A 24,354-nucleotide genomic window follows, 5' to 3' on the forward strand; every position below is an offset into this window, starting at 1 on the left:
ATCATGAAACGAATCATAGCGACAATCGGCCTGCTTTGCGTAGGTCTGTCAGGGGCGGGACACGAGACGAACGCCCAAGTGACAATCAACATCTTCAACCTAAACGACGTACTAAGAGCCAAGCCCATCGACGAGACACGTTTCACGGTACAATACCAAACCACGTCCATGCCGGACACGCTCCAACCCGACAAGAAAGAGGAAGAGACCCTCATGCTGAAGGTCGGGGATAAATGCTCCGTTTACTATAGTTACGCCAAATTCCTCACCGATTCCGTACTAGAGGCCGACAAAGCCGCCGGAGCCTCACAAGAAGTCATCAATGAACACCTGCAACGATATTCCTCCAAGACCAATGCACAGGTCTACAAGAATTATCCGGCGGGAAAGACCACGACCTTGGATGCCCTTGCCGCCAGTCGCTTTCGCTGCGAGGAAAAGGAGGAGCGCCCGGAATGGACCTTACTGCCCGATACGATGACCATCCTGTCCTATCCTTGCCGGAAAGCGACCTGTCATTTCAAGGGCAGACATTATGAGGCTTGGTACACGCCGGAGATACCGAAAAGCGAGGGTCCTTGGAAATTATGCGGATTACCGGGCCTGATCCTAAAAGCCCAAGACAGCCAAGGACATTACACTTTCATCTGCACAGGTATCGAACTGAGCCGGGGTAAGAACCCGATCCTTTTCGGGGGAAACGATTTCGAGCCGATCAGCCGCAAGAACCTGCAAAAGGCTTACGAACGATATGCCGCCGATCCTATCGGATACATCGCCTTGACCTCGCCACAGGTGAAAGTGACCGTCACCGACGATAACGGAAAACCTTACCAACCCAAGAACATGCCGTATAACCCTATAGAAAGGGAAGAAAGATGAAACGGATCATACTGCATATACACACTTTTTGTTTACTTACGCTGCTCTGCCCGGCAGGATTGGCCGCCCAATCCGTCATCCGAGGGATCGTGATCGACAGGGAAAGCCAACTGCCGGTAGAAGCGGCCACCGTGCAATTAACTAGAGGCAACGTCTCCCTTCCGATCAACTATACGTTAAGTAATAATGAAGGGACCTTTACCCTCACCCAACCGAAGCGGACGGACTCACTTCTCGTCTCCGTCTCGCTCTTAGGGTACCAAACCCAGCAACAAGCCGTACATGCCGGACAAACGCTTCGTTTTGAGATGGAGCCGCAGGTATTCAGCCTAAAGGAGGTGGAAATCCGTCCGGGACGTGTCTGGGGGCAGCAAGATACGATCAATTATGATGTCACCCGCTTTCTCTCCCCAAAGGATCAATCCATCAAGGACGTATTACGGAAACTTCCGGGTATCGATATCGATGATCTGGGGAAGATCTCTTACAACGGGAAAGAGATCCGTAATTTCTATGTGGAGGGACTGGATCTCACCAACGGGAAATACAAGCAAATCAGCGAGAACCTGCGAGCCGACGCCGTACAGAACATACAAGTGATGGAGAACCACCAACCGATCCGTGTGTTACAGAGAAAGATCAAGACCGAAGACGTAGCGTTGAACCTCAAACTGAGACCGGAATTCCGGGATCGCTGGCTGATCAATGCCGAAGGCGGTCTCGGCGCATCCCCGTTCTTATGGAAAGGAGCCGCTGACGCCTTGCAGATCAGCCGCAGCAGCCAATCCGCTTATCTATATAAAGGGAATAATACCGGGCAAGATGTATCGGGCGAGCAAAATACGCTTACCGAATCACCCGAATCCCGTTTATCCGAGCCCAAGGTTCCCCAATTTCTGCTACAACCCTCATTCTCCGCCCCGCTAAAGAAAGAGCGCTGGCTGTTCAACCATATACACAGCCTATCCGCAAATCGCCTATATAAACTGAACGAGAACACCCAACTCCGTATAAACGCCGGTTATATCCACGACCTGCGAACACAGGAAAGGGGGAGTGAGACGACCTATTACCAATCCGAGGACACGATTCATCTAACGGAGCAAAGCGATAGCCGCATTCGCTCGGATCAAGCCAACCTAAATATCGGAGTGGAAAACAACTCGCAGGAAAGGTATCTCAAGAACCAGTTCTCAGCCACCGGAGATTGGCAATCCAGCCTTTCCCATATAACTGAAAACACAATTTCCACCGGCCGTACAACATTGGACCAACGCATCAAAACCCCGAACCTCGACTTGCGTAATAATTTACGGACCCTGTGGAGCTTGGACAAATACACGTTGGAAGCCCAGTCTTCGCTCCGTTACCACAGCAACGCGGCCGATCTTCGCTTGGATAACCACCCTTATCCAATGAGCTTACGCGACTTTTATACCGATAATTCCTTCTCATTCCTGAAAAAGAGCGGTTCCCTCACCCAGCGATATACGGTGGGCATAAACGAGGAGATCAGCAATATCGAGAAAAGCCTGCAAACTTATCTTTCACCCGATTACCAATGGAATACCTATAAATGGACCCTATCCCTCAGCGTTCCTCTCAGATGGACCGGATATACAGGGGGCGGTTTCTCCCGCATCTCGGTTAATCCGTCCCTGTCCATTATCTACAAACTGAATTACGCATGGCGTTTCACGGCGCACGCCTCCTATAAGGAAAGATACGGAGAGATGACCGACTTATACGACCGGCCTTATCAAACGGATTACCGGAATAGCGTCTGGAATTGCGGAATCCTCCCGGTTTACAGACAACAGCTTTATTCCGTTTATGGGGAATACAAGAATACGGCACGGGAATTCTTCGCCACAGTAAACCTGACACACAACCGGGAGTGGTACAATCGTATATACGAGCAACGTATAGAGAACGGACAGGTACAACGAGTCTCCTTACCACTGTCCAACCACGGCTCCGGATATACCGTCAAAAGCACGCTATCCAAGGGCTTTTACGAGTTAGGGCTAAAGACCTCGTTCCTTGTGCTCCTCAATATCAGCAAGGCCGAGCAAATCAGCGGGGGACAAAGGCTTCCCTATCAATATCGTCTCATGCGCCTAGAACCCAAAGTGATCTGGACTCCCAACCGCCATTGGGAGACCAGCTACCAAACCGATATCCGGTACGGAGGAAATAAAATAGGAGAACGTACCCGTTTGGCGCCCTTATGGAACGTCACCCAACAAGTACAACTCTCCTACATTTTCTCACCCATAGAGGCAAGCCTTTCCGTAGATCATTATCACAATGACGTGAATGAAGACCAATCCGTCAACGCCGTTTTCGCGGACTTCTCGGTCTCATGGAAATCCGGGCGTTGGCAAATCACCACCACGGCGACAAACCTGTTCGACAAACGTACCTACGCATACACGCAATACGCATCGTTGGAAAGCTATACCTCATGGGTACGTATCCGTCCCCGGGAGTTTCTGGTAGCGATCCGCTACCAGCTATAAACGATCCAGACGAGTCCGGGTTATAGGCGTATCTTCCGCTCCACCGTACCCTCTGCCGTATCTATCCGTATGAAATAAACGCCGGGCTGGACATTTCCCAAGGAAACAGCGTAATCCACCGAGGCTGGAGAATCTACCTTCTCACCATACAGATGACGGCCCGAAGCGTCATGTACATGGATGCTGAACGAACCGGGGACCTCCGCCCAACGGACATGGAAACTTCCTTTCGTACCGCTAGCATATACGGACACGGCCTCTTGCGGAGCCTCCTCGAATACGTTCTCCGTAGAGGTAGGGATTCCCAATATATCCAGCAGACCTTTATACACGTCTATCTTTCCCCATCCCCATTGCTTGTTCGGATAAGAGAGCGGTTTATCCTGAACAGCCGTACGGGAGAAGACATCCTTGATATCATCCGGGGATAAAGCAGGATTCGCCTGTAACCAGAGAGCGATACTGCCAGTCACGAAAGGACAAGCCATCGAGGTTCCACTCATATACCCCCATGGATATCGATGTCCATTGAAAGTGGAATAGCGAGCCTGTGATGCCTTGGCTCCTTCACCGGTCTCACCCTCCAGATAGAATGAGTTATAGGAGGATGCCACCCAAAGTCCGGGTGCTGTTATATCTGGTTTCATGCGATTATCAAGCGTAGGGCCTACGCTTGAAAATGATGTTAACTCACCCAAACTATTACCTGCCAAATAAGAGGTACCCCCATCTACATTTACCGGGCATATACGAGTGGCATAAGCCCCGACAGCTATCACGTTTTTGGCCGATGCCGGAGAGCCGACAGTGAAATCTCCCGTACCGACCGTATAAGGATACCCTTTTCCCAAGTCCGTAAATAAGCTCTCGCCATTGTTGCCCCAAGCCCGGACCGGCGTGTTATTTGTCGCCACATGAAGTAAGAATATCTTTTCATTTTTGGTGCCTTCCGGATAATTGAACTGAATAAAAAGACGGTATCTCCCATTAAACACATATAATTCAGATTCCATTCGCGCCTCATACACCAACGTACCATCCATGCTCTCACTAGTAAAAACAGAAGACTTAGGCATTGTATCCAAGGCGAAAAACCCGGTAGTATTTAATATCTCATCGCTTTCTCTATCATACAGATCCAGGCAAACAGAAAAAGGTTCCCCGGGCTCGTCCGCCCAAATATCCACCAGTCCATAAGAAAGACCCGTATTAGACCTGCCAACAAAAGTACGCAAGGTATCCGAAGGCGACATCAGTTCGGTATATACTGGCATGTCCCTAGAATTTCCCATGGCAACCGTGATGATTTTTCCCGGTCCGACCATTCGGTCCAACATTATATCCATAAAATTAGTACCATCGTGTCCTCCAATACCATCCCCTAAACTAAGATTCACCACGCAAGGTCTACCCAGTCTCTCGCTCTCCTTGAATATATAGTCCACTCCGTCTACGATATCAGAATTCTGCATGGTAGTAGCCACCAAGATCATATCACTCTCGTTGGCCACACCTTGGTAGGGCGTATCAAACCCTCCTCCGGCAGCTATGCCCGTGACATGGGTACCATGCGTATTTACATCCGAATCAAACGAGCAAGCCGCATCCAGCAGTTCCTCTTCCGTCCTGTATTCCGCTTTACTATAAGGACTCGTTTGGTCCCAAACTTGTTTGATACGATACGCTTTACCCTCCTTGTCATAGAAATTCGGGTGAGTAAAATCTAATCCCTGATCGACCACACCCACGATGACCCCCTTGCCCGTATAAGGCTGGGGAAGCTTAGTCCCCGCATAGGCATCCGCCACGTCCGAGTAGTAACGGGCCGAGTCCATACTGGCCCTCATCGGCTGCGAGGCTGATACATATTGGATACAACCCAGCCCAGACACCGACTCCACGGCAGACAGGGGGATCAACACCGTAGCGATATCTCCCGTCCTTGTCCGGATACGGCACCCGGCCGAATCCAAGGAAGCCCATCCCTCATCCGTCGCCACCTTCACGAAAGCCGAGAGATAATCTCCCGAGATAGAACTCCTCAACAACGAGTTCGCCGTATCTTTCTTCGCTAATTTGTCTAAAAGAATACGTGTATAGGGAGACATCTTGGAATACGTAGGTTCTTGGGCAAACATCCCTCCTACCACAAAAATCGCTAGAAGCAGCGATAACAAAATAGATTTTCTCTTCATATTAACCATCTTTTCCATTATATTTCAATTAAGACGTAAAGCTCGTCTCATCACGCCAGCCACGACATTTTAAATGCGCCATTTTATCTGTCTTATTGTGATACAAAGTAAGGCTTTTAAATGCGGACTTTCATTAAGAAACCCCGCTACCTTACGACATTTAGTCCAAAAACAGTGTGACATATAATCCGGATTCGAGGTAAACTAGGCCCTTTTCATATCTAATCGTCACAAAAAACACTTATAAATCAAAGAAAAGTTTATATTTTTGTTCGCTAAAAAGTAAATGAATGAAACTAACATATATAACTTTATTCTTTTTTTCTATCGTACTCTTGAGAGCGGCAAACCCTTCCGCAGATAACCGCCCCCAAGAAAAATTATCTTACCAATCCATATTCAATCAGATCATCGCAACCCCCGAAAAAGCGATAAACCTAGCCGATAGCGCCGAGAACCTACGGATCATACCGGAATACAAAGCACATATCATCCGGTCACGGGCATACGCCCGGTTGAAAAACGAGAAGAAAGCGCTGGAATACGCTCTAGCCGCATTCCACACCGATTCCGTGCAAAACGACTCCACGGCCTACATGAATGTTTGCCAGATACTAAGTAATTGCTATATCGAGCTATCCCGCCAGAACGAAGCCATAGAATACGCAACGATAGCGATACGGATCGCACGCTCCCAACGCGATAAGAGCGTCGAGGCTACCTCTATGATCTCCATCTCACGGGCACAAAACGAGCTGGCACAAAAAGACAAGGCTATCGAGACACTTGACCAAGCGATTGAACTGCTACAAGGCACCACCGATCCGGAAGAAAAGTGTACGTTGATCTCACTTTATATGGAGAAGCTACGAAACATCATGATCCAGGAGAAAAATGAAGAAGCAATAAATACCGGAAAGGAAGTAGAGGCACTTCTGGAAAAGATGGAACAAACAGGCGACATGCAAGAGACAAGGGTGGATATGCACCTAGGTTATTTATATAGTTTCCTTTGCGAAGCGTATCAACTGATCGGAGAGGAACAAGCAGCGGCCAGTTACTACCAAAAGTTCCTCACCACCAAATTCGCCCAAAAGCCGCAGGGAAGAACGAGAGCGGACCCTTACCTGCTATTAATAAATGATTATAAGCAAGTGATCCATAATACCTTGGAACGGGAGAGACTGACTCCGGCGCAAGATACCATCAATAAAGATTATACGGTGATGCTAGCGAAGCTAAAGAATACCTATTCCTTAATGGGCGACTATAAAACAGCTCTCCAATACAGTGATCGCCTCTCCAACATACGAAAGGAACTGTATGCCCGCGACAAGGAAAACGCGGCCATGGAACTTGCCATCGCCTATGAGACGAACGAAAAGGAAACCAAGATCATCAAGCAGGAAATGGAGCTGAAGCAGCGCAACACATTTCTCGGAGCCTCTCTAGGCATCATAATCCTCCTTATTCTCTTGCTTTGGATCTCGTACCGGAACAGCAAGGTCATCAAGCGAAAGAACAAGATCACAGTGAACCAAGTAAACCAACTCCTAGCCTACAAGAATGAGCTATTGGCGATCAAGGAACGTGACAAAGAGGCAGAACTATCGCACCAAGAAGAACTTCCCAAATCAGATAGCAAGACACAAACTGACCCAGATCAACCAATCGACCAAGATTCTTTCATCCTGTTGGAAGAAATAATGCATAAGGAGAAACTCTATCTAAAATCAGATCTTACCCGTGAGGACGTACTAAAACGGCTCCACATGGACAAAAACCGTTTTTCCCGGATGATACAGAGCAATACGGGAGACAATTACACGAACTATATCGGCAACCTCCGCATGGAACACTCCATACACCTAATGAAACAATATCCTTATTACAACCTAGAAGCCATCGCCCTCGATTCCGGATTGGGAAACGTACGTGCCTTACACCGCCTCTTCAAGAATAAGATCGGGATGACGCCTACCGAGTATAAAAAAGCCTTACATGTGAATTAAATTAACTATTTGCGGCAATCGGTCCCAATCCCGTACAAAAAACTTACTTTAAGCCCTTTTATTCAATAAATTCATCTAATTTCGCGTCATTTATAAACGACACGTCTCTATGAATAATGATAAGATCGTCACACCCAGCTTTTGCTATATACTAGCGGCGAATTTCCTGCTTTTTTTCGCTTTCTATCTAATCCTGCCGATCTTACCTTTTTATCTGAAGGAAGAATTCATGATCGGGAAGTCTATGATCGGGTTTATCTTGTCGTGCTATACGCTAGCGGCGCTCTGTATCCGTCCGTTCGCCGGATATTTGCTGGATACTTTCGCCCGCCGTCCCTTATATCTGGTGGCTTATTTCATTTTCACCGCCATATTTGGCGGATACATGGTAGCCACGGCGCTTACCCTCTTTATCGCCTTACGCGTCGTACACGGTTTCGCCTTCGGCATGGTGACGGTGGCCGGAAATACGATACTGATCGACATCTTGCCCTCCTCCCGCCGTGGGGAAGGTATTGGCTATTACGGCCTAGCCAATAACATCGCCATGAGTTTCGGGCCGATGATCGGTCTGTTCATGCAAGGGAACTTCACATACGACGTGATCTTTTCCTGCTCGTTGCTATCCGGAAGCCTTGGTTTTATCATGGCCTATATGGTCAAGACTCCTTATAAGCAACCGGTCAAACGAGAACCGATCTCCCTAGACCGCTTTTTCTTGGTGAAGGGAACTTGGGCGGGTATCTCCCTATTATTGCTCTCCATTCCTTATGGTATGACTACCACTTATGTAGCGATGTACGCCGCTGAGATCGGGATCAGCGTAAACTCCGGACTTTATTTCACCTTTATGGCCGTGGGACTCGCTGTCTCCCGCCTGTTCTCCGGACGGCAAGTGGATAAAGGACGGATCACGCTTGTTATCTCCCTCGGGATGTATTTGGCGGCGGCCACATTCTTTCTTCTTGCGGCGCTCAAGGAGTTGATGCATTGGAATCCGGTATTTTCCTCTTATCTCTACATAGGTATAGCCCTCTCGCAAGGCGTGGCGTTCGGAACCATGTTCCCTGCTTTCAACACGCTTTTCGTGAATCTGGCACCCAATAACCAGCGGGGTACGGCCACGTCTACATATCTAACTAGTTGGGATGTAGGTATCGGTATCGGGTTGATGGCCGGGGGCAGTATCGCACAAGAGCTGGGTGGCTTCAACTACGCCTACCTGTCCGGCGCTTGCCTTACGGTATTGTCTACGTTTTTCTTTTTGTTCAAGGCAGGGCCGCATTTCAACCGGCACAAGCTAAGATAAGTACTGCACGGCTCTTCCATTAATCTATCCGTTCTTAGTTAAGCCGAGAAGCTTTAATTCCATACAATAAGCCTACTCATGAACTGCGCACGTAAGAAGCTAAGAATCAGCGTCAAAAAACACGAGAATCTTTCCGTCAAAACACGTACATGTTTTTTCAAAAAGTCGTACGTGTTTTGGATGAAACTCGTACGTGTTTTCCCGAATCTTTCGGCTGAGAACAAAAGCGCATATAGAAATCGACAAGAAGCCATCATCACTTGTATATCCCCTGTTTTTTACTTAATATCGCGTAACGATAATCAAGCTGATAAGATGAAAATAATAGCAGATAACACGGTTCCTTACCTAAAAGGGATCTTGGAGCCGATAGCGGACGTATCCTACCTTGACTCCAAAGAGTTTACTCCCACGAACATAAAAGATGCGGATGCCTTGATCGTACGTAGCATAGATAAATGTACACGCGAGCTATTGGAAGGTAGCCGGGTTCGCCTCATCACGACAGCCACGATCGGGTACGACCATATCGATATCCATTATTGCGAGAAGACAGGGATCACGTGGAAGAACGCCCCGGGTTGCAACGCCGCTTCCGTGGGGCAATATGTATTATCCTCTTTGGTAGCCGTCGCCCTCCGCAAAGGAGAGAGACTAGCAGGGAAGACTATCGGTATCGTTGGCGTAGGCCATGTAGGGAGTATCGTGGAGATGCTATGCGAGGCCATGGGGATGCGTGTGCTTCGCAATGACCCGCCCCGTGCCGAGCAGGAAGGTGAGGATGGATTCGTATCCTTGGACACGATCGCGAAAGAGGCGGATATCATAACCTTGCATGTGCCGTTGACCAAAGAGGGACGTTTCGCCACCCGCCATCTCGCCGATCATGCTTTTTTCGACAGATTGGAACGAAAACCATGGTTTATCAACAGTTGCCGGGGTGCCGTACATGATACGCAGGCCTTATTGCAGGCCAAACGAACCGGCAAGGTCAGCGAACTGATCATTGATTGCTGGGAGAACGAACCGGATATCGACCGGGAATTACTGTCGGAAGCCACGATCGCCACTCCTCATATAGCCGGTTTCTCCGCCGACGGGAAGGCGAACGGGACACGAATGTGCCTAGAGAATATAGGATGCTTTTTCGGTATCCGTATCGAAAAGATCAAGGAAGTCATTCCACCTGCCCCAACCAACCCGTTCATCGACTTGGGACAATTCAAGGAGCACCGGGTGGAAGAAGCCATCTTGAGAAGTTTCAACCCAGAAGTAATCGACCAAGCACTAAGAGCGAATCCTCATCATTTCGAGCGATTTAGGGCAGCGTATGACCATCCCCGTGAGTTCCATGCTTACCAAGCGATCAAAGCTGACCCGGAAGAATTCGCCGTACTCCAGAAACTAGGTTTTCAAGTAGGCTAATGACAAAAAAGCCTTACAATAAACTTTCGATCACATGAGGATAATGCGCATACTCCAGGGCATGCACTTTCGAGGCTACCTCCTCCGGCGTATCCGAAGGTAATACCGGACAAGAAGCCTGGAAGATGATAGCGCCCTCATCATAATGCTCATTAATATAATGTATAGTAATACCCGACTCCCGCTCACCAGCCTTCACGACCGCCTCATGCACATGCATGCCATACATCCCCTTGCCGCCATATTTAGGGAGTAACGCGGGATGGATGTTCACGATCTTACCGGGAAAAGCCTGAAGAATCACGTCTGAGATCTTATTCATAAAACCGGCCAACACGATAAGGCAGACATCATATTCCGCCAACTTTTCCAAGATCGGCACACCGGCAATAAATTCCTCCCGTGAAAACACGAAAGAAGGCACTCCCAATTTGTTTACCCGCCCATGCACGCCAACATTACGATTATTTGATAAAACAACCGCAACATTAACGTTTTCACTGTTAGCAAAATATCGGGCGATGTTCTCGGCATTCGTACCAGATCCGGAAGCAAAAATCGCTATGTTTTTCATATTTTTAGATGTTTAAATGCACAAGAAAAGAAAAAATGTGCAGTTTTCCGCATTTTTAGCTTATTAAATTTGCTTTGTAACATAAAAAATTCTTTTCTTTGCACTGCAAATTTAAAAAGTATATTCGTATTTATTAATCTAAATTGAAAAAGTTATGTCTGAAGTTGCTGAAAGAGTAAAAGCTATCATCGTTGACAAGTTAAGTGTTGAAGAAACAGAAGTTACAAACGAAGCAAGCTTTACTAACGATTTAGGAGCAGACTCTCTTGACACTGTAGAATTGATTATGGAATTCGAAAAAGAATTCGGTATCTCAATTCCTGACGATCAAGCAGAAAAGATTACAACTGTAGGTGACGCTATCGCTTACATCGAGGCTAACGCGAAGTAATCAATCCTTTTAACTAAAGGTATGGAATTAAAAAGAGTTGTAGTAACAGGTCTTGGAGCTATTACTCCTCTTGGTAATACCCTCCCCGAAACATGGGAAGGTATTATCAATGGAAAAAGTGGCGCTGGACCTATTACTCAGTTTGATGCATCCAAATTCAAGACACAATTTGCATGCGAAGTTAAAGGCTTCGATCCGTTGAAAGTTATGGATCGTAAGGAAGCCCGCAAGTGTGATCGTTATAGCTTATTCGCGATCGACGCGGCGAAACAAGCGATCGAGGACGCGGCAATGGACTTGGATAACGAAGATAAGAACCGTATTGGCGTTATTTTCGCTTCAGGTATCGGTGGTATCAAGACATTTGACGAGGAAGTATTGAGTTATGCGAAGATCAAGGATACGATCGGTCCGAAGTTTAACCCGTTCTTCATCCCGAAAATGATCTCGGATATCGCGGCTGGACATATTTCCATGCTTTATGGATTCCACGGCCCGAACTTTGCGACCGTCTCAGCTTGTGCATCTTCTACAAACGCTATCAGTGACGCATTCAATTATATCCGTTTAGGCAAGGCTAACGTCATCATCACCGGTGGAGCGGAAGCTGCTGTTTCTGAATCGGGTGTAGGTGGATTCAACTCCATGAATGCGTTATCGACACGTAATGATTCTCCCGAGACCGCATCTCGCCCGTTCAGCGCTAGCCGTGACGGATTCGTGATGGGTGAAGGTGGAGCTTGCTTGGTATTGGAAGAAATGGAGCACGCATTGGCTCGTGGCGCTAAAATATATTGCGAGATCGCAGGAACCGGAATGTCTGCCGATGCTTATCACTTGACCGCTTCTCATCCGGATGGTTTAGGAGCGAAGCTGGTTATGCGCAACGCATTGGAAGACGCGGGAATGACTCCGGAAGATATTGATTACATCAATGTTCATGGAACATCGACTCCCGTAGGCGATATCTCAGAGGTTAAGGCGATCAAAGATGTGTTCGGAGAACATGCTTATCAACTGAATATCAGTTCCACAAAGTCAATGACCGGTCACTTGCTTGGTGCTGCCGGAGCGGTAGAGGCGATCCTGTGTATTATGGCTATAAACGATGGTATTATCCCGCCGACCATTAACCATGCGGAAGGCGACGATGATCCTGAAATAGATTATAAACTGAATTTCACATTCAATAAGGCTCAAAAGAGAGAAGTGAAAGCCGCTTTATCGAATACGTTTGGTTTCGGTGGACACAACGCTTGCGCCATTGTTAAAAAATTCGTGAAATAACGTGTTTAGAAAGCTATACAAACAGCTACATAAAAGAATAAGGCTCCTGCATAATAAAGGTAGGGAGCCTTATTTGTCTTTATCAAAGATTCTAGGTTTTTATCCGGATAATCTCCAGATTTACGAGCAGGCCTTGTTGCATAAATCATCATCAGTAGAGACGGGTGATGGTAAATGGCTTAACAATGAGCGTCTTGAATTTTTAGGAGATGGCATTTTGGATGCGGCGGTCGCCGATATTGTCTATAAGCGCTACCCGAATAAGCGGGAAGGCTTTTTGACAAACACACGCTCCAAGATCGTACAACGGGAAACGATGAATAAGGTCGCCGTACAACTCGGCCTCGATCAAATGGTAGTCTATTCAACCAAGATAAACTCTCATAACAATCATATGTATGGTAATGCGCTCGAGGCTTTGATCGGCGCTATTTATCTGGATCAAGGTTATGACGTTTGTTATAAGTTTATCCGTGACGTGATGATAGAAAAGTATATCGATGTAGATACACTCGTCCGGAAAGAGATAAATTTCAAGTCAAACTTGATTGAATGGAGCCAAAAGAACAAAATATCGATCTCGTTCGATCTAATAGAGTCTTTTACAGATCATGATGGAAATCCTGTATTCCAAAGCGCGATTAAATTGCTCGGCGAGCAAATTGGCATAGGTATCGGTTACTCCAAAAAAGAATCCCAGCAAGCGGCTTCTAAAATGGCGGTCAAAAGATTGCGGACAGACAAAGAACTCCAGCAACGTATCTCTGCCACAAAGAAAAAGAAGACTGGTGAACTAACCGATGAAAAAGAGTTTTCTGACCTCCCAGAGGAAGAAACTGTATGATAAATAGCAGAACTTGGGTATATCGTTTGATATACCCAAGTTTTTAGTTATATAAGAATAAGCTCATATAAAGTTGTATGTATGAAAAAACAGTACAGTAAATTTCTCCGAATATTAATAACCAGCATATTATATATCGGCTATTTCTCGATTTCAAGTTCGTTGGCGCAGATCAGCGAAGGAGGACTCCCCCCCAGCTTTCAATTCGCAGGTTCACTTCGAAGTGAAAAGCTAGCAGAACAAGTTCCAGTGAATTTCAGTGTGGAAGACCTCAAGGCGGTCGATGCGTGGAGGGTCAGCCAAGGCGCTCCGTTGCGTGTAGCCAAGTCGATCCCAACCAGCTTCGACATCGCCGATAGCGGCGATTGGATTTCACTACCCGACGGTAGCCAAATATGGCAACTTCACCTTCAAGCGAAAGGAGCGATCGCCTTGATCCTGTATTACTCCGATTTTTATATACCCAAAGGTGCCCGGTTATACCTGTATAACGCAGCGAAAACCCAAGTATTGGGTGCCTATACGCATCGTACGCATCCTAAAAACGGACCGTTCGCAACCCAAGCCGTAGCAGGCGATGAAGTGATCCTCGAATATGTACCTGCACCATCCGGCGAGACACCTCGACTACGCATCCGGGAGGTCGGTTACGGGTATAATCATCTTGAAGCGATCATGCCAGAAGTACAGGAAGCGCCGGGAGCCGACTTTTCAGGAGCTTGCGAAGTGAATATCAATTGCGAGGAGGGAGCCGATTGGCAGGAGCAAAAGAAGGGGGTGATACAAATGATTCAATACATCCGTAATAAAGAGGGAGAAGGAGGAAGCTATATTTGTACGGCTTCTCTGGTAAATAATACGGCCCATGACAAAAAGCCTTATGTATTATCCGCCTTCCATTGTTCGCAAGATATACTGGGCGAACAGACGGTTACTCCCGAGGAATTAGCGGTCTGGTTGTTTTATTTCCACCAAGAACATGTGGGCTGCGATAATGAGTCACCCATTTATCCGATAAAAACCATGGTAGGATGTACACGGAAAGCCTCTACCCCTGTCGAAAACGGTTCCGACGGACTGTTGCTGTTGCTTAACGACGAGATCCCCGACGATTATAATGTATTCTTTAACGGATGGGATCGTTCAAATATGCTTTCACTCTCGGGCGTAGGCATCCATCATCCTTCCGGCGATTATATGAAAATCTCCACCTATGGAAATTATCCGACAGAATCGATTACATGGCGTAATAGTGATGTTGGGAAAACCGGGGCCACAAACGCTCATTGGAACGCGACTTTCGATGCCACGCCAAACGGACACGGGGTGACCGAGGGAGGTTCTTCCGGCTCGCCTTTATTTAATAGCAAAGGTTTGATTATAGGTACGCTGAGCGGTGGAAGCTCCAGTTGCGAACTGCCCGAAGGATTGAATTTATACGGTAAATTGTATTATCACTGGAATAAATACAGTGATAATGATACAGCCCGGATGGATGTCTGGCTAGATCCACTCGGAACGGGCGTCACCTCGTTGCAGGGAATGACGCAGGATGGGAAAACGATCGGAAACGAGTATGAAAGTCCGACTGATTTGAAATACAAACAGATCTCCACGGGTGAGATTCAACTGACATGGAATGCCCCAGTCCTCGAAAAAATAGCTGGTTGGGGATCACAAGATCGTTATCAACAGTTCGGTCTCGGAGGAGATCCATTCTATTTCGCTCAGAAATGGGATACGAAAGATCTACAACCGGTGCATAAAAAAACGATCCGGAAGGTTAATTTCTATCCGCAGGAAGGAGTCACCTATGGAGTCTATATCAAACAGGGAAACCGGGAGTATGAAGAGAGTTTCACTCAACTGAAATCAGGTAAAATAAATTCGGTCACACTTAAAACACCATTCGTAATCGACGCGAAGCAGGATTTACTGGTAGCCATTCATGTGATAAGCTATGCCAATAACACATACCCGGCATGTTCCGATGAAGGCCCCGCAGTCGATGGAAAAGGGAATTTATATTCTTTGGACGGAAAAAAATGGGAAACATTCTCAGATGATGAGCTAGATGCCAATGTTGTGTTATCGATCGTAATAAGCGCGGAAGAAGGTGAGCTCCCCTCAAGTTCCGTATTCTCCACGAGCACTTTCTCGGAGAAACCGCAACCCATGAGAACGGGCCGATTATCATTCCGGAAACTGGCTATCGCCTCCGATGCGCAAGAAGCAGAGTTGATTACGGCTTTTCCGGAGCTGACCGGTTATAAGGTATATCAAGATACTCGGGAACTGACGACATTACCTGTTTCTCAACGGAATTATACGGTGAAAAATCTGGCAACAAGTACCCCTCTGCTCCAAGTAACGGCACTTTATGGTACCGACGAGAGCGCTCCGGCTACGGTAATTCCGGAAACGAGCGTAGGTAACGAACTGAAGCCAACAGGCGAAGAAGTAGACATTCAACCACGTATCTTCTCGAATGAAGTACAGATCCAGAATTATCAACAACTGAAATCGCTTGAGATCTACAGGGCCGATGGAAAGTTGATACGTAGCATCCCGCAACCGGGAAGCAGTCTCAGCACGGGTGATTTTGCCACTGGAATGTATATCTTCCGCTTGACTACCGAAAAGGGGAGCCAAACCGTTCAAGGTATTAAGAAATAAACGGTCGCCTACTAGTATAAAGTAAAAAAGGTTGTGTGTCAGAGAACGCACAACCTTTTTTATTTTATTTCCCGAATGTCACGCCCATCCGTTTCCCTTGCACGATCAAATCATGGTCCGGTGTCACCAATTTTAGTTTTCCCGCTACTTCCGACAAGGGAATGGATTCCACCGTGTCTCCTTTCATACAAACCATACGTCCGAATTCACCAGTAGCGATCAGTTCCGTGGCATGGCCTCCCAAGCGGGTAGCAAGGTTACGGTCGAACGGAGAGGGGTTTCCACCCCGTTGGGTGTATCCCAATACGGTATCCCGGGTCTCGATACCCGTTCCCGCCTCGATAGCCCGGGTAATATAATCAGAAGGACGCTTTTTATCCGGAGTCTCGATACCCTCGGCTACTACAACGATGGAATAAGGTTTGCCCCTGCGAGCCCGATCCAAGATCGCCTCGTTCACCTTATCGATATCGTATCCCAATTCCGGAAGTAAGATCACGTCGGCACCTCCAGCCATCCCGGCATACAAGGCGATCCATCCGGCATGATGGCCCATCACCTCCACGACCATCACCCGCTTATGTGAACTAGCCGTAGAATGAAGACGGTCTATAGATTCCGTGGCGATATTCACGGCGGTATTAAAACCGAACGTAATATCCGTACCCCATATGTCATTATCGATTGTCTTGGGAACGCCTATCACGTTCAATCCGATCTGAGATAACAGATTGGCCGTCTTCTGCGTACCGTTTCCTCCGATACAAACCAAGCAGTCCAGCCCCAGCTCCTCATAATTTTTCTTAATGATCTCCGGCTTTTCCGAATCTCCCGAGGCCAAGAGCTTACGGAAAGGCTTCTCTCTGGACGTTCCTAAAATGGTTCCCCCTAAATTTAATATGCCGGATAAGCTCCGTTCATCGAAAACTTGGACGTCTTTATTCAAAAGACCTATAAAACCGCTATGAATACCTATCACTTCCATGCCGTAATGCATGATAGCGGTCTTGCCAACACCACGGATCGTAGCGTTGATACCGGGGCAATCGCCACCCGATGAGAGAATCCCTATTTTCATCGTAACGTTAATTTAGTACCTAGCAAAGATATAAATAAAAAGAGAATGCCTACATTTGCACTCGAACAAATAAAAAGAGCATGGATATTTTAACACAGACGATTTCGCTCCTTTTCCGCCATCGACAAACGGAGATCGGACGATTTGGGCAGGATATAGACCATATCCAGCGCAAACAGCTGCATGCTCTGCTTTCGACGGCACGCAAGACGGAATGGGGACTCAAATATGATTATAAAAGCATTCGCTCTTATTCTGACTTCTGCCAACGTCTTCCCTTACAGACTTATGACGAGATAAAGCCGTATGTCACCCGAATGATAAACGGAGAAAGGAATATTCTCTGGCCTTCGGTGGTGCGGTGGTACGCTAAGAGTAGCGGGACCACGAACGACAAAAGTAAATTCCTGCCCGTCACCCCCGAGATATTAAAGGGTTGCCACTATAAAGGCGGCTTTGATTGCGTAGCCATCTATCTGCGGAACAACCCGGAAAGCCGTTTCTTCTCCAAGAAAGGCTTGATATTGGGCGGTAGCCATAGCCCTTCCCCGCTAAACTCCGAGGCTCATCAAGGCGACTTATCCGCCGTATTACTTCAAAATCTCAATCCGCTCGTCAATTTAATACGCATCCCCAAGAAACCCATTATCCTAATGGATGAATGGGAAAGCAAGATCAAGGCGATCGTGGAGAACACTTGGAATAAGGATGTAAACAGCCTATCCGGTGTTCCTTCTTGGATGTTGGTCTTGATCAAGGCCGTATTGAAAAAAACGGGTAAGGAATATCTTACGGACGTATGGCCTAATCTGGAGGTCTTCTTCCATGGGGGAATCAGTTTCGAGCCTTACCGGGAGCAATATAAAACCTTGATTCCATCGAATAAGATGCATTATATGGAGACCTATAACGCATCCGAGGGCTTCTTCGGGCTGCAAGACGATCCGGCAGACCCCAGTTTGCTTATGATGCCGGATTACGGTATTTTCTATGAGTTCATCCCGATGAACGAGGTGGGTAGCGCCCATCCGACCGTGTTGCCGCTGGAATCGGTAGAGACCGGGAAAAACTACGCGATGGTGATCACGACCTCGGGAGGATTATGGCGCTATCAGATCGGGGATACGGTACGTTTCACCTCGTTATTTCCTCATAAATTCGTTATCTCCGGACGTACCAAGCACTTTATCAACGCCTTCGGCGAGGAGCTAATGGTGGATAACGCTGATAAGGCGATCGCCATGACTTGCCTACGAACCGGGGCGAAAGTAAAAGAATATACCGCCGCCCCACTCTTTATGCTGGATAAGGCAAAAGGACGGCACCAATGGTTTATCGAGTTTGACAAGAAACCGGAATCTCTCGATGAATTCGCCACTTTATTAGATCAGAACTTACAAAAGCTGAACTCGGACTATGAGGCGAAGCGGTATAAAGAGATCTCCCTTCAACCGCTGGAAATCGTTATCGCCCACGACGGTGCTTTCTATGAATGGCTCAAGCAGAAAGGTAAATTAGGCGGCCAACACAAGATCCCACGCCTCAGCAATGACCGCACGCATATAGAGGAGCTTTTGCGCATCAACCAGTCTCTATAAGCCGGTATGCGCTTTATTCATAAGACGCATTAAAATTGATAAGTCAGATAGAATCCCGCCATATTCGAACTGAATACCGGAGCGGCCACGATCGGGCAGTTCTTCACATTTCGATTGATCCGCCGGGCGATAGCGTTACGAATCGGGAAATAGATCAGATACGATAACTCAACCGACAAGATACCGAAGCCGGCACCAGCCACTACATCCGCTACCCAATGCCTGTTATTATATAGGCGGGAACCCGCCACGAACGCCGCTATCGCATAACCCGAGTAAGCGAGTATAGGTGAGCTATCCTTAAATTCCTTATAAGCCATATGCGCCCCTAAGAAAGCATTCGAGGTATGTCCGGAAGGAAACGAATAAGGCGCCCCATCCGGGCGAGGCTCATTTACCCAGTTCTTCAGTCCATGCACCATCAATCCGTTCATCCCCTCCGCTAAAGCAACCAAGCAAAGTTGGTCCACCCAGTTATGCTTCTCTTTTCCCATAAGGTCGCAGACAAATACCCAACCGAGCATTCCCCACTCCAAATAATTGTCGATATGGATTTGCTTCACGGAATCTTTCCGTGAAAACAGGTGAAAGTCATTCATCCCGTCGATCGCCGTGCCTACGGCTCCCACCGTTATCAATGAGGCCGGAAGAATCAAGCTTTTCGGGTTAAACTTATAGGCGATGACAGGCATTCTCTCCTTGACAGGGGCTTGAGAACGTACGTTTAACGTATCGAGATCACCAACGCCGGCCAACGCAATGTTTACGAAGCCTACCAAAAGGCTTGCCAAGACCACTAATTTTCTATGTATCATATCAGTTATTTTCCTCTAAGACATCTCTCTCCCGGATAAATCCTTCATCAAAATAGTTTTTCTCAATTCTCGAATGGATCACCCGCTGGAAATAGAAACGATAGTTATTCCAATGGAAAGCCGGATATTCCTTATTTTGTTTGACAATATTATTCGTGAACACCAACCCGTCCACGGACTTGGCGTATACCAAAGGTCTGTCGAACGTGATAAACTCATTCGCGTCGATCACGATATCACTATGGAAATATTTCCTTTGCGACGCTAAATCCGGGATTTCGGGATAAATAGAGATAATAGCGTTCGTAAATTGGAACATATTCGTCAAGGAGTTGATGAACTTATTCTTACGGATCAACACGTTCCGGCAAGCGCCGGTCTCGAACCAGCCGTTGCAATCACCGCACAGCAGGATCGCCGTCCCCGAGGTATGATCGAAAACATTATTCTCTACGACCGTTTGCCGAGGCGTGCTGAACAAGGAACCGCGGGCACGGTTATTACGGATTAAGTTATCCGAGAATAGGACCGTCGGTGTCCACTCCAGATTCTCTATGCCGAAACCGCTTCCCTCATGGATCGAAGGATTCACCGTATTCTCAAACCGGATCTCGAACTCCTTCGCCCCTCGGTAATCCGGTTGATCTACCGCCTTGATAGCGGTAATCCGGTTTCTCGCCCCTATCAATTCCATGGTGCTCGAATGGATGAACTGCACGGAATCCCCTACCCTTCCCCATTCGAAACCATACGATTGCGGGTGCATATACCGGCCTACCAAGGTAGAGTCATTCACTCGTCTCACCACTTTCAGGTAAGTTCCATGCACATTGATAGCGTCGTCCATCATCCCTTCGTACAAACCATTCTTGGAGATGATCGCTCCCTTGCAGGCCGAGAAATGGGTAGCGTCCGCCTGTGTCGTGAAATACCGCGGATCGTCCGCCCCTTTCAAGCAAACGGAGAAACCATCCAGCGTGATATTCTCGCTCATTTGCGCCAAGAGGCCCATTCCCTCGGCATAATGAACCTTGATATTCTCCAGAGTCGTATTCACGTCATGATACAGGAAGACACCGGGAGCCGGGCGTTCCCAAGAACGCATGGCGATCACCGTACCGGGCACCAAACGGTTGTCTTTCCAACGGGGAGACTTTATCAGCCTTGGAGAAACCTCGATCAAGCCCCGCACGCCTACCGGGATATCGCTTGTATTATACACCAAATGACGTGTATCTCCCTCGAAGGCGATACCGGAACCGGGAGTCAACTCCCAGCCTTCTCCCTTCGCTACAAACACGCTATCCCGTATCTCATAGTGTACCCACGGAGCCACCTCGAAAGTGATCCCACCATTCACCGTATCGTTCTCCACCACTTTTACCTGTGAAATCTGAGGGTGCTTGAAGTCTATACTAAAGTTTTTCAAGACACAATTCCTCGAATCCAGCAAAGAGACCGGCAACATCCTGCCGTGGAAGATTAACTCCGAACCTTGCCCGTCGAACACCATATTCTTCATCCCCTCGAAAGGCAAGCCTACTTTCTTCGGATTCATTTGATCATGATTCGAGATGAAATAGACACGCTCCGCCGCGCTATCGGGATAAAACTCATAGCGGCCCTTAGGCAAGGTCACCACAATTGTCTGGTTTTCCTCGCATTTCTCCCGTATCTGCTCCAATGCCCTCGCCATAGCGGGCGCATTATCCACATTCTCGACCGGGGATAAACCATAAGCCGACAAATCATACCTCCATTCCGTAGAACAAGCGCTTCCAAACAGGGAATAAAGCAGGACAACTGCCCCCCATAGATACCATTTCATAGAAAATCAATTAAATATATCCGCGAAGGTATGTATTTTACAGGGTAAGCGCACTAAAAACAGACAACAACTTTCCGTCTCATGAATCCTATCACGAATCTCCTATAATAGCAGCCTGAGTTTTCTCCTAATAAAACAAAAGTTTCCTCAGTAAGAAACTTTTGTTTCCCTATATAGAAACGAAAGTTTTTCCTTGAAGAAACTAAAGTTTTCCGTATAAGAAATTTAGAAAAACTGCAATAGGCTGATAATCAATTAAAGTACAAAAAGAAACAGCTACCCTTTCCATTCTCGGATTCTACCGAGATATGGCCGCCATGCAAGGTGATTATTTGCTTACAGATGCTTAAACCGATACCCGAGCCGGAGGGCTTGGTGGTAAAGAAAGGTACAAAAACCCGGTCGATAACCTCGGGTAAGACACCGATACCGTTGTCTCGCACGGTAAAGACAAGTTCGTTTCCCTCCCGCTGAGCCGCCACGATAATCTCGGGGTTTGACTTTTCCGCACAAGCCTCACAAGCATTCTTCACTAAGTTCAAGAAGACCTGCTCCATCTGCGCCCGATCCGCGAACCATTCCAGAGGCTCGTCCGGCAAGCGGAAACGGATAGAAGGCTCAGGGCACAAACGCCTTAAATCCGAAAAGAAATCTTTCACTAAGATACGGGTCTTTACCGGAGAGGCGATCCGGGTCAATCTCCGGTAATTCTCAACGAAATCCAGCAACCCTTTACTCCGGCGATGGATGACATTTACCCCATGCTGGATATACGAACGATTCCGGACATCATCCGGATCTGCTTTGCAACGTTTGCTCAAGGTCTCGGACAACGAGATAACGGGTGTGATGGAGTTCATGATCTCGTGCGTCAAGACACGGATCAATTTCTGCCAAGCCTCCATCTCATTCCGCTCCAAGGTAGAATGGATGTTCTTCAAGCTGACGATCCAACGCTCGCAACCTCGCAAGTCGATACGAGTGGCATCGATCGCCCAATCTTGCGGAACGGATGGTTTTCCGTAACGCACCACCGTCTTCCCCGCCTTGATAGCCTCCAAAAACTCATTGGGTAACCGACACCTCGTATCCAGCAACGCGTCGGCGGTCCGGTTCTTCCATTCAATAGCCCCTTCCTTGTCGGTAACAAGTACGGCTGTATCCACCTTATTCAACAGGCTCTCAAAATACTGCCGCCTCACCTCCTCGTCCATCAATCGGCCACGCAAGGATCGCAGGGCTGCGGACAAATCGTCCGCCAACTCCCGCATCACCTTATCCTCGTAAGGTGAACGAACGATCTGGATCAAGTCTTGCTGCCGCAAGCAATCCACCACATAACGCCAATACTTCACCTGCCGCATCTGTATGAAATAAAGATGAATCGAGAAATACAAGATCGCGATCCCGCAAAAAGTAGGACAAAAGATAATCTCCTCATGCACGCAATAGAACAGGAGTCCCGTAGACAAGACGATGCCTACGATGTGCGAGATGACCGTGAACGCATACGATCTCATAAGCCGAACTTCTCTATTTTACGATACAAGGAAAAACGGGTGATACCCAATAGCTCGGCGGCATAGCTCATATTACCATTGCTTTGCCGCAAGGCTCGCTCGATGATTTTCCGCTCGGCTTGCTCTAGATTCAAATCAGGGTCCAGCTCCTTCTTCCGCTCGTAAGAGGCTGTATAGAGAGGGAAATCATCCGGTCTCAGCACCGTACCCTCGTTCAAGATCACGGCTCGCTCCAAAACATGCTGCAACTCCCGGACATTACCGGGCCAAGGGTATTTCATCAGCTTACTCCCCGCCTCCCGGCTCAACCCTTTGATCGTTTTCTTGTATTTCCGGCTATACAGCCTCTGGAAATGATCGGCCAGCATCAAGATATCCTCTCCCCGCTCACGCAGCGGTGGTATGGCTATCTCTATGGTATTGATCCGATAGAGCAAGTCTTGCCGGAAACTCCCCTCGCCCACCAGCTGACGCAGATTGGCGTTGGTGGCGCAGATCAAATGAACATCGATCGAGATCGGTTCCACCGCTCCCAAACGGGTGATATGACGTTTCTCTATAGCTGTCAGCAATTTAGATTGCATCGGCAAGGACAGGTTACCGATCTCGTCCAGAAAGAGCGTACCGCCGGAAGCCATCTCCATACGTCCCGGCTTGGATCTTCGGGCATCCGTGAAGGCACCTTTCTCATAGCCGAACAACTCACTCTCAAATAATTGTTCCGGGATACTTCCCAAGTCGATCGTCACGAAAGCATCGTCACGCCGGGGCGAGTAATGCCTCAACAAACGGGCAACCAGATCTTTTCCGGTACCGCTCTCACCGGTAATCAATATATTCGCGTCGGTCTCCACAAGTTTGTAGATCGTGTCTTTTACCTTCAGCATAGCCGGCGACTCACCGATCAATTCCGGCAATGTGTCGTCCTCCTTCATGGCTTTCATTTGCTCTCGCAAACGTCCTACCTCCTTACGGGAATGGCTCAATCGAATGCCCGACGAGAGGGTAGCCAGCAACTTCTCCGTTTCCCACGGCTTGGAGATGAAATCGGTAGCGCCAACCTTAATGGCCTTGACCGCTTTCTCTATATCCGAATAGGCCGTCATGAAGATCACGACCGCCTGCGGATCGATCTCCAAGATTTGTCCCAAATACTCAAAACCCTCCTGCCCGCTCACGGCATCCCGATGGAAATTCATATCCAGCAAGACCACGTCCGGTTGGAACGTCCGCATGAAATACTCGATACGTGCCGGTTGTGTCGTTACCTTGACCTTTTGCATGTACGGCTCCAACAGTAAGTTCAATGCGAACAACACATCCTTATTATCGTCGATGATCAATATTTTCCCCTTTTCTTCCATACGGACAAAGATAAAGGGAATAAAGACAGCTTGT

Annotated in this window: 17 protein-coding genes; 10 read left to right on the top strand and 7 right to left on the bottom strand. The window is 47.7% G+C overall.

Going from position 1 to position 24,354, the window contains the following annotated elements; genetic code table 11:
- Positions 1–3: 3 nt before the first annotated feature.
- A complete protein-coding gene (locus tag CI960_RS20350) occupies positions 4–882 on the top strand; it encodes a GLPGLI family protein (RefSeq protein ID WP_005860706.1) in 879 nt (292 codons plus the stop codon).
- Positions 879–3,404 (top strand): carboxypeptidase-like regulatory domain-containing protein, encoded by a 2,526-nt coding sequence (locus tag CI960_RS20355; protein ID WP_005860705.1) that lies wholly within the window; start codon positions 879–881, stop codon positions 3,402–3,404. Before CI960_RS20350 ends, CI960_RS20355 begins: the two co-directional genes overlap by 4 nt.
- 20 nt (positions 3,405–3,424) lie before the next feature.
- Here the strand turns inward: CI960_RS20355 and CI960_RS20360 are convergent, their stop codons facing one another.
- Positions 3,425–5,599 carry a S8 family peptidase gene (locus CI960_RS20360; protein WP_005860704.1) on the bottom strand — a complete coding sequence of 725 codons (2,175 nt, stop codon included), beginning with the start codon at positions 5,597–5,599 and terminating at the stop codon, positions 3,425–3,427.
- Between the two features lie 290 nt (positions 5,600–5,889).
- Here CI960_RS20360 and CI960_RS20365 point away from each other — a divergent pair, with 290 nt between their 5' ends.
- The 3 genes from CI960_RS20365 (at position 5,890) to pdxB (ending at position 10,345) form a co-directional block, all read left to right on the top strand.
- The gene (locus CI960_RS20365; RefSeq protein WP_005860703.1) at positions 5,890–7,611 is read left to right on the top strand and encodes a helix-turn-helix domain-containing protein; all 1,722 of its coding nucleotides are present in this window, start codon (positions 5,890–5,892) and stop codon (positions 7,609–7,611) included.
- Between the two features lie 109 nt (positions 7,612–7,720).
- Positions 7,721–8,920 carry an MFS transporter gene (locus CI960_RS20370; protein ID WP_005860702.1) on the top strand — a complete coding sequence of 400 codons (1,200 nt, stop codon included), beginning with the start codon at positions 7,721–7,723 and terminating at the stop codon, positions 8,918–8,920.
- Positions 8,921–9,235: 315 nt separating this feature from the next.
- Positions 9,236–10,345 (top strand): 4-phosphoerythronate dehydrogenase PdxB, encoded by a 1,110-nt coding sequence (pdxB, locus tag CI960_RS20375; protein WP_036629136.1) that lies wholly within the window; start codon positions 9,236–9,238, stop codon positions 10,343–10,345.
- 13 nt (positions 10,346–10,358) lie between these two features.
- Here pdxB and CI960_RS20380 read toward each other — a convergent pair whose 3' ends face one another.
- Positions 10,359–10,919 (bottom strand): phosphoribosylglycinamide formyltransferase, encoded by a 561-nt coding sequence (locus CI960_RS20380; RefSeq protein WP_005860699.1) that lies wholly within the window; start codon positions 10,917–10,919, stop codon positions 10,359–10,361.
- Positions 10,920–11,073: 154 nt separating this feature from the next.
- Here CI960_RS20380 and CI960_RS20385 point away from each other — a divergent pair, with 154 nt between their 5' ends.
- The 4 genes from CI960_RS20385 (at position 11,074) to CI960_RS20400 (ending at position 16,117) form a co-directional block, all read left to right on the top strand.
- On the top strand, positions 11,074–11,310 hold the full coding sequence (locus tag CI960_RS20385) for an acyl carrier protein (RefSeq protein WP_005639879.1): 237 nt from the start codon (positions 11,074–11,076) through the stop codon (positions 11,308–11,310).
- 21 nt (positions 11,311–11,331) lie between these two features.
- Positions 11,332–12,597: a beta-ketoacyl-ACP synthase II gene (gene fabF, locus CI960_RS20390; protein WP_005860697.1), complete on the top strand. Its 1,266-nt coding sequence runs from the start codon at positions 11,332–11,334 to the stop codon at positions 12,595–12,597.
- A gap of 1 nt (position 12,598) precedes the next feature.
- Positions 12,599–13,441 (top strand): ribonuclease III, encoded by an 843-nt coding sequence (gene rnc, locus CI960_RS20395; RefSeq protein WP_005860695.1) that lies wholly within the window; start codon positions 12,599–12,601, stop codon positions 13,439–13,441.
- 81 nt (positions 13,442–13,522) lie between these two features.
- On the top strand, positions 13,523–16,117 hold the full coding sequence (locus tag CI960_RS20400) for a T9SS type A sorting domain-containing protein (protein ID WP_005860693.1): 2,595 nt from the start codon (positions 13,523–13,525) through the stop codon (positions 16,115–16,117).
- Positions 16,118–16,181: 64 nt separating this feature from the next.
- On the opposite strand, the gene CI960_RS20405 is transcribed toward CI960_RS20400, so the two are convergent.
- Positions 16,182–17,195, bottom strand: coding sequence for an ATP-dependent 6-phosphofructokinase (locus tag CI960_RS20405; RefSeq protein ID WP_005860691.1), 1,014 nt, complete (start codon positions 17,193–17,195; stop codon positions 16,182–16,184).
- Between the two features lie 80 nt (positions 17,196–17,275).
- Between CI960_RS20405 and CI960_RS20410 the strand changes: the two genes are divergently transcribed.
- On the top strand, positions 17,276–18,793 hold the full coding sequence (locus CI960_RS20410; RefSeq protein WP_005860689.1) for a GH3 auxin-responsive promoter family protein: 1,518 nt from the start codon (positions 17,276–17,278) through the stop codon (positions 18,791–18,793).
- A gap of 29 nt (positions 18,794–18,822) precedes the next feature.
- On the opposite strand, the gene CI960_RS20415 is transcribed toward CI960_RS20410, so the two are convergent.
- The 4 genes from CI960_RS20415 to CI960_RS20430 form a co-directional block, all read right to left on the bottom strand.
- On the bottom strand, positions 18,823–19,608 hold the full coding sequence (locus CI960_RS20415; protein WP_005860687.1) for a phosphatase PAP2 family protein: 786 nt from the start codon (positions 19,606–19,608) through the stop codon (positions 18,823–18,825).
- Between the two features lies 1 nt (position 19,609).
- Positions 19,610–21,436 carry a right-handed parallel beta-helix repeat-containing protein gene (locus CI960_RS20420; RefSeq protein WP_005860685.1) on the bottom strand — a complete coding sequence of 609 codons (1,827 nt, stop codon included), beginning with the start codon at positions 21,434–21,436 and terminating at the stop codon, positions 19,610–19,612.
- Positions 21,437–21,687: 251 nt separating this feature from the next.
- Positions 21,688–22,956: a PAS domain-containing sensor histidine kinase gene (locus CI960_RS20425; RefSeq protein ID WP_005860683.1), complete on the bottom strand. Its 1,269-nt coding sequence runs from the start codon at positions 22,954–22,956 to the stop codon at positions 21,688–21,690.
- Positions 22,953–24,320, bottom strand: coding sequence for a sigma-54 dependent transcriptional regulator (locus tag CI960_RS20430; protein WP_036629112.1), 1,368 nt, complete (start codon positions 24,318–24,320; stop codon positions 22,953–22,955). The genes CI960_RS20425 and CI960_RS20430 overlap by 4 nt, the downstream gene beginning before the upstream one ends.
- Between the last annotated feature and the right edge of the window lie 34 nt (positions 24,321–24,354).

Source organism: Parabacteroides sp. CT06, from assembly GCF_002257605.1.
Taxonomy (GTDB): domain Bacteria; phylum Bacteroidota; class Bacteroidia; order Bacteroidales; family Tannerellaceae; genus Parabacteroides; species Parabacteroides distasonis.

Excerpts from the sequence above, each read along its gene's own strand:
- CI960_RS20365 (WP_005860703.1), top strand. The coding sequence starts at position 5,890 with ATGAAACTAACATATATAACTTTATTCTTTTTTTCTATCGTACTCTTG.
- CI960_RS20370 (WP_005860702.1), top strand. The coding sequence starts at position 7,721 with ATGAATAATGATAAGATCGTCACACCCAGCTTTTGCTATATACTAGCG.
- CI960_RS20385 (WP_005639879.1), top strand. The coding sequence starts at position 11,074 with ATGTCTGAAGTTGCTGAAAGAGTAAAAGCTATCATCGTTGACAAGTTA.
- CI960_RS20410 (WP_005860689.1), top strand. The coding sequence starts at position 17,276 with ATGGATATTTTAACACAGACGATTTCGCTCCTTTTCCGCCATCGACAA.
- CI960_RS20380 (WP_005860699.1), bottom strand. The coding sequence starts at position 10,919 with ATGAAAAACATAGCGATTTTTGCTTCCGGATCTGGTACGAATGCCGAG.
- CI960_RS20415 (WP_005860687.1), bottom strand. The coding sequence starts at position 19,608 with ATGATACATAGAAAATTAGTGGTCTTGGCAAGCCTTTTGGTAGGCTTC.
- CI960_RS20405 (WP_005860691.1), bottom strand. The coding sequence starts at position 17,195 with ATGAAAATAGGGATTCTCTCATCGGGTGGCGATTGCCCCGGTATCAAC.
- fabF (WP_005860697.1), top strand. The coding sequence starts at position 11,332 with ATGGAATTAAAAAGAGTTGTAGTAACAGGTCTTGGAGCTATTACTCCT.
- pdxB (WP_036629136.1), top strand. The coding sequence starts at position 9,236 with ATGAAAATAATAGCAGATAACACGGTTCCTTACCTAAAAGGGATCTTG.
- CI960_RS20355 (WP_005860705.1), top strand. The coding sequence starts at position 879 with ATGAAACGGATCATACTGCATATACACACTTTTTGTTTACTTACGCTG.
- CI960_RS20360 (WP_005860704.1), bottom strand. The coding sequence starts at position 5,599 with ATGAAGAGAAAATCTATTTTGTTATCGCTGCTTCTAGCGATTTTTGTG.
- CI960_RS20430 (WP_036629112.1), bottom strand. The coding sequence starts at position 24,320 with ATGGAAGAAAAGGGGAAAATATTGATCATCGACGATAATAAGGATGTG.
- CI960_RS20350 (WP_005860706.1), top strand. The coding sequence starts at position 4 with ATGAAACGAATCATAGCGACAATCGGCCTGCTTTGCGTAGGTCTGTCA.
- CI960_RS20420 (WP_005860685.1), bottom strand. The coding sequence starts at position 21,436 with ATGAAATGGTATCTATGGGGGGCAGTTGTCCTGCTTTATTCCCTGTTT.
- CI960_RS20425 (WP_005860683.1), bottom strand. The coding sequence starts at position 22,956 with ATGAGATCGTATGCGTTCACGGTCATCTCGCACATCGTAGGCATCGTC.
- CI960_RS20400 (WP_005860693.1), top strand. The coding sequence starts at position 13,523 with ATGAAAAAACAGTACAGTAAATTTCTCCGAATATTAATAACCAGCATA.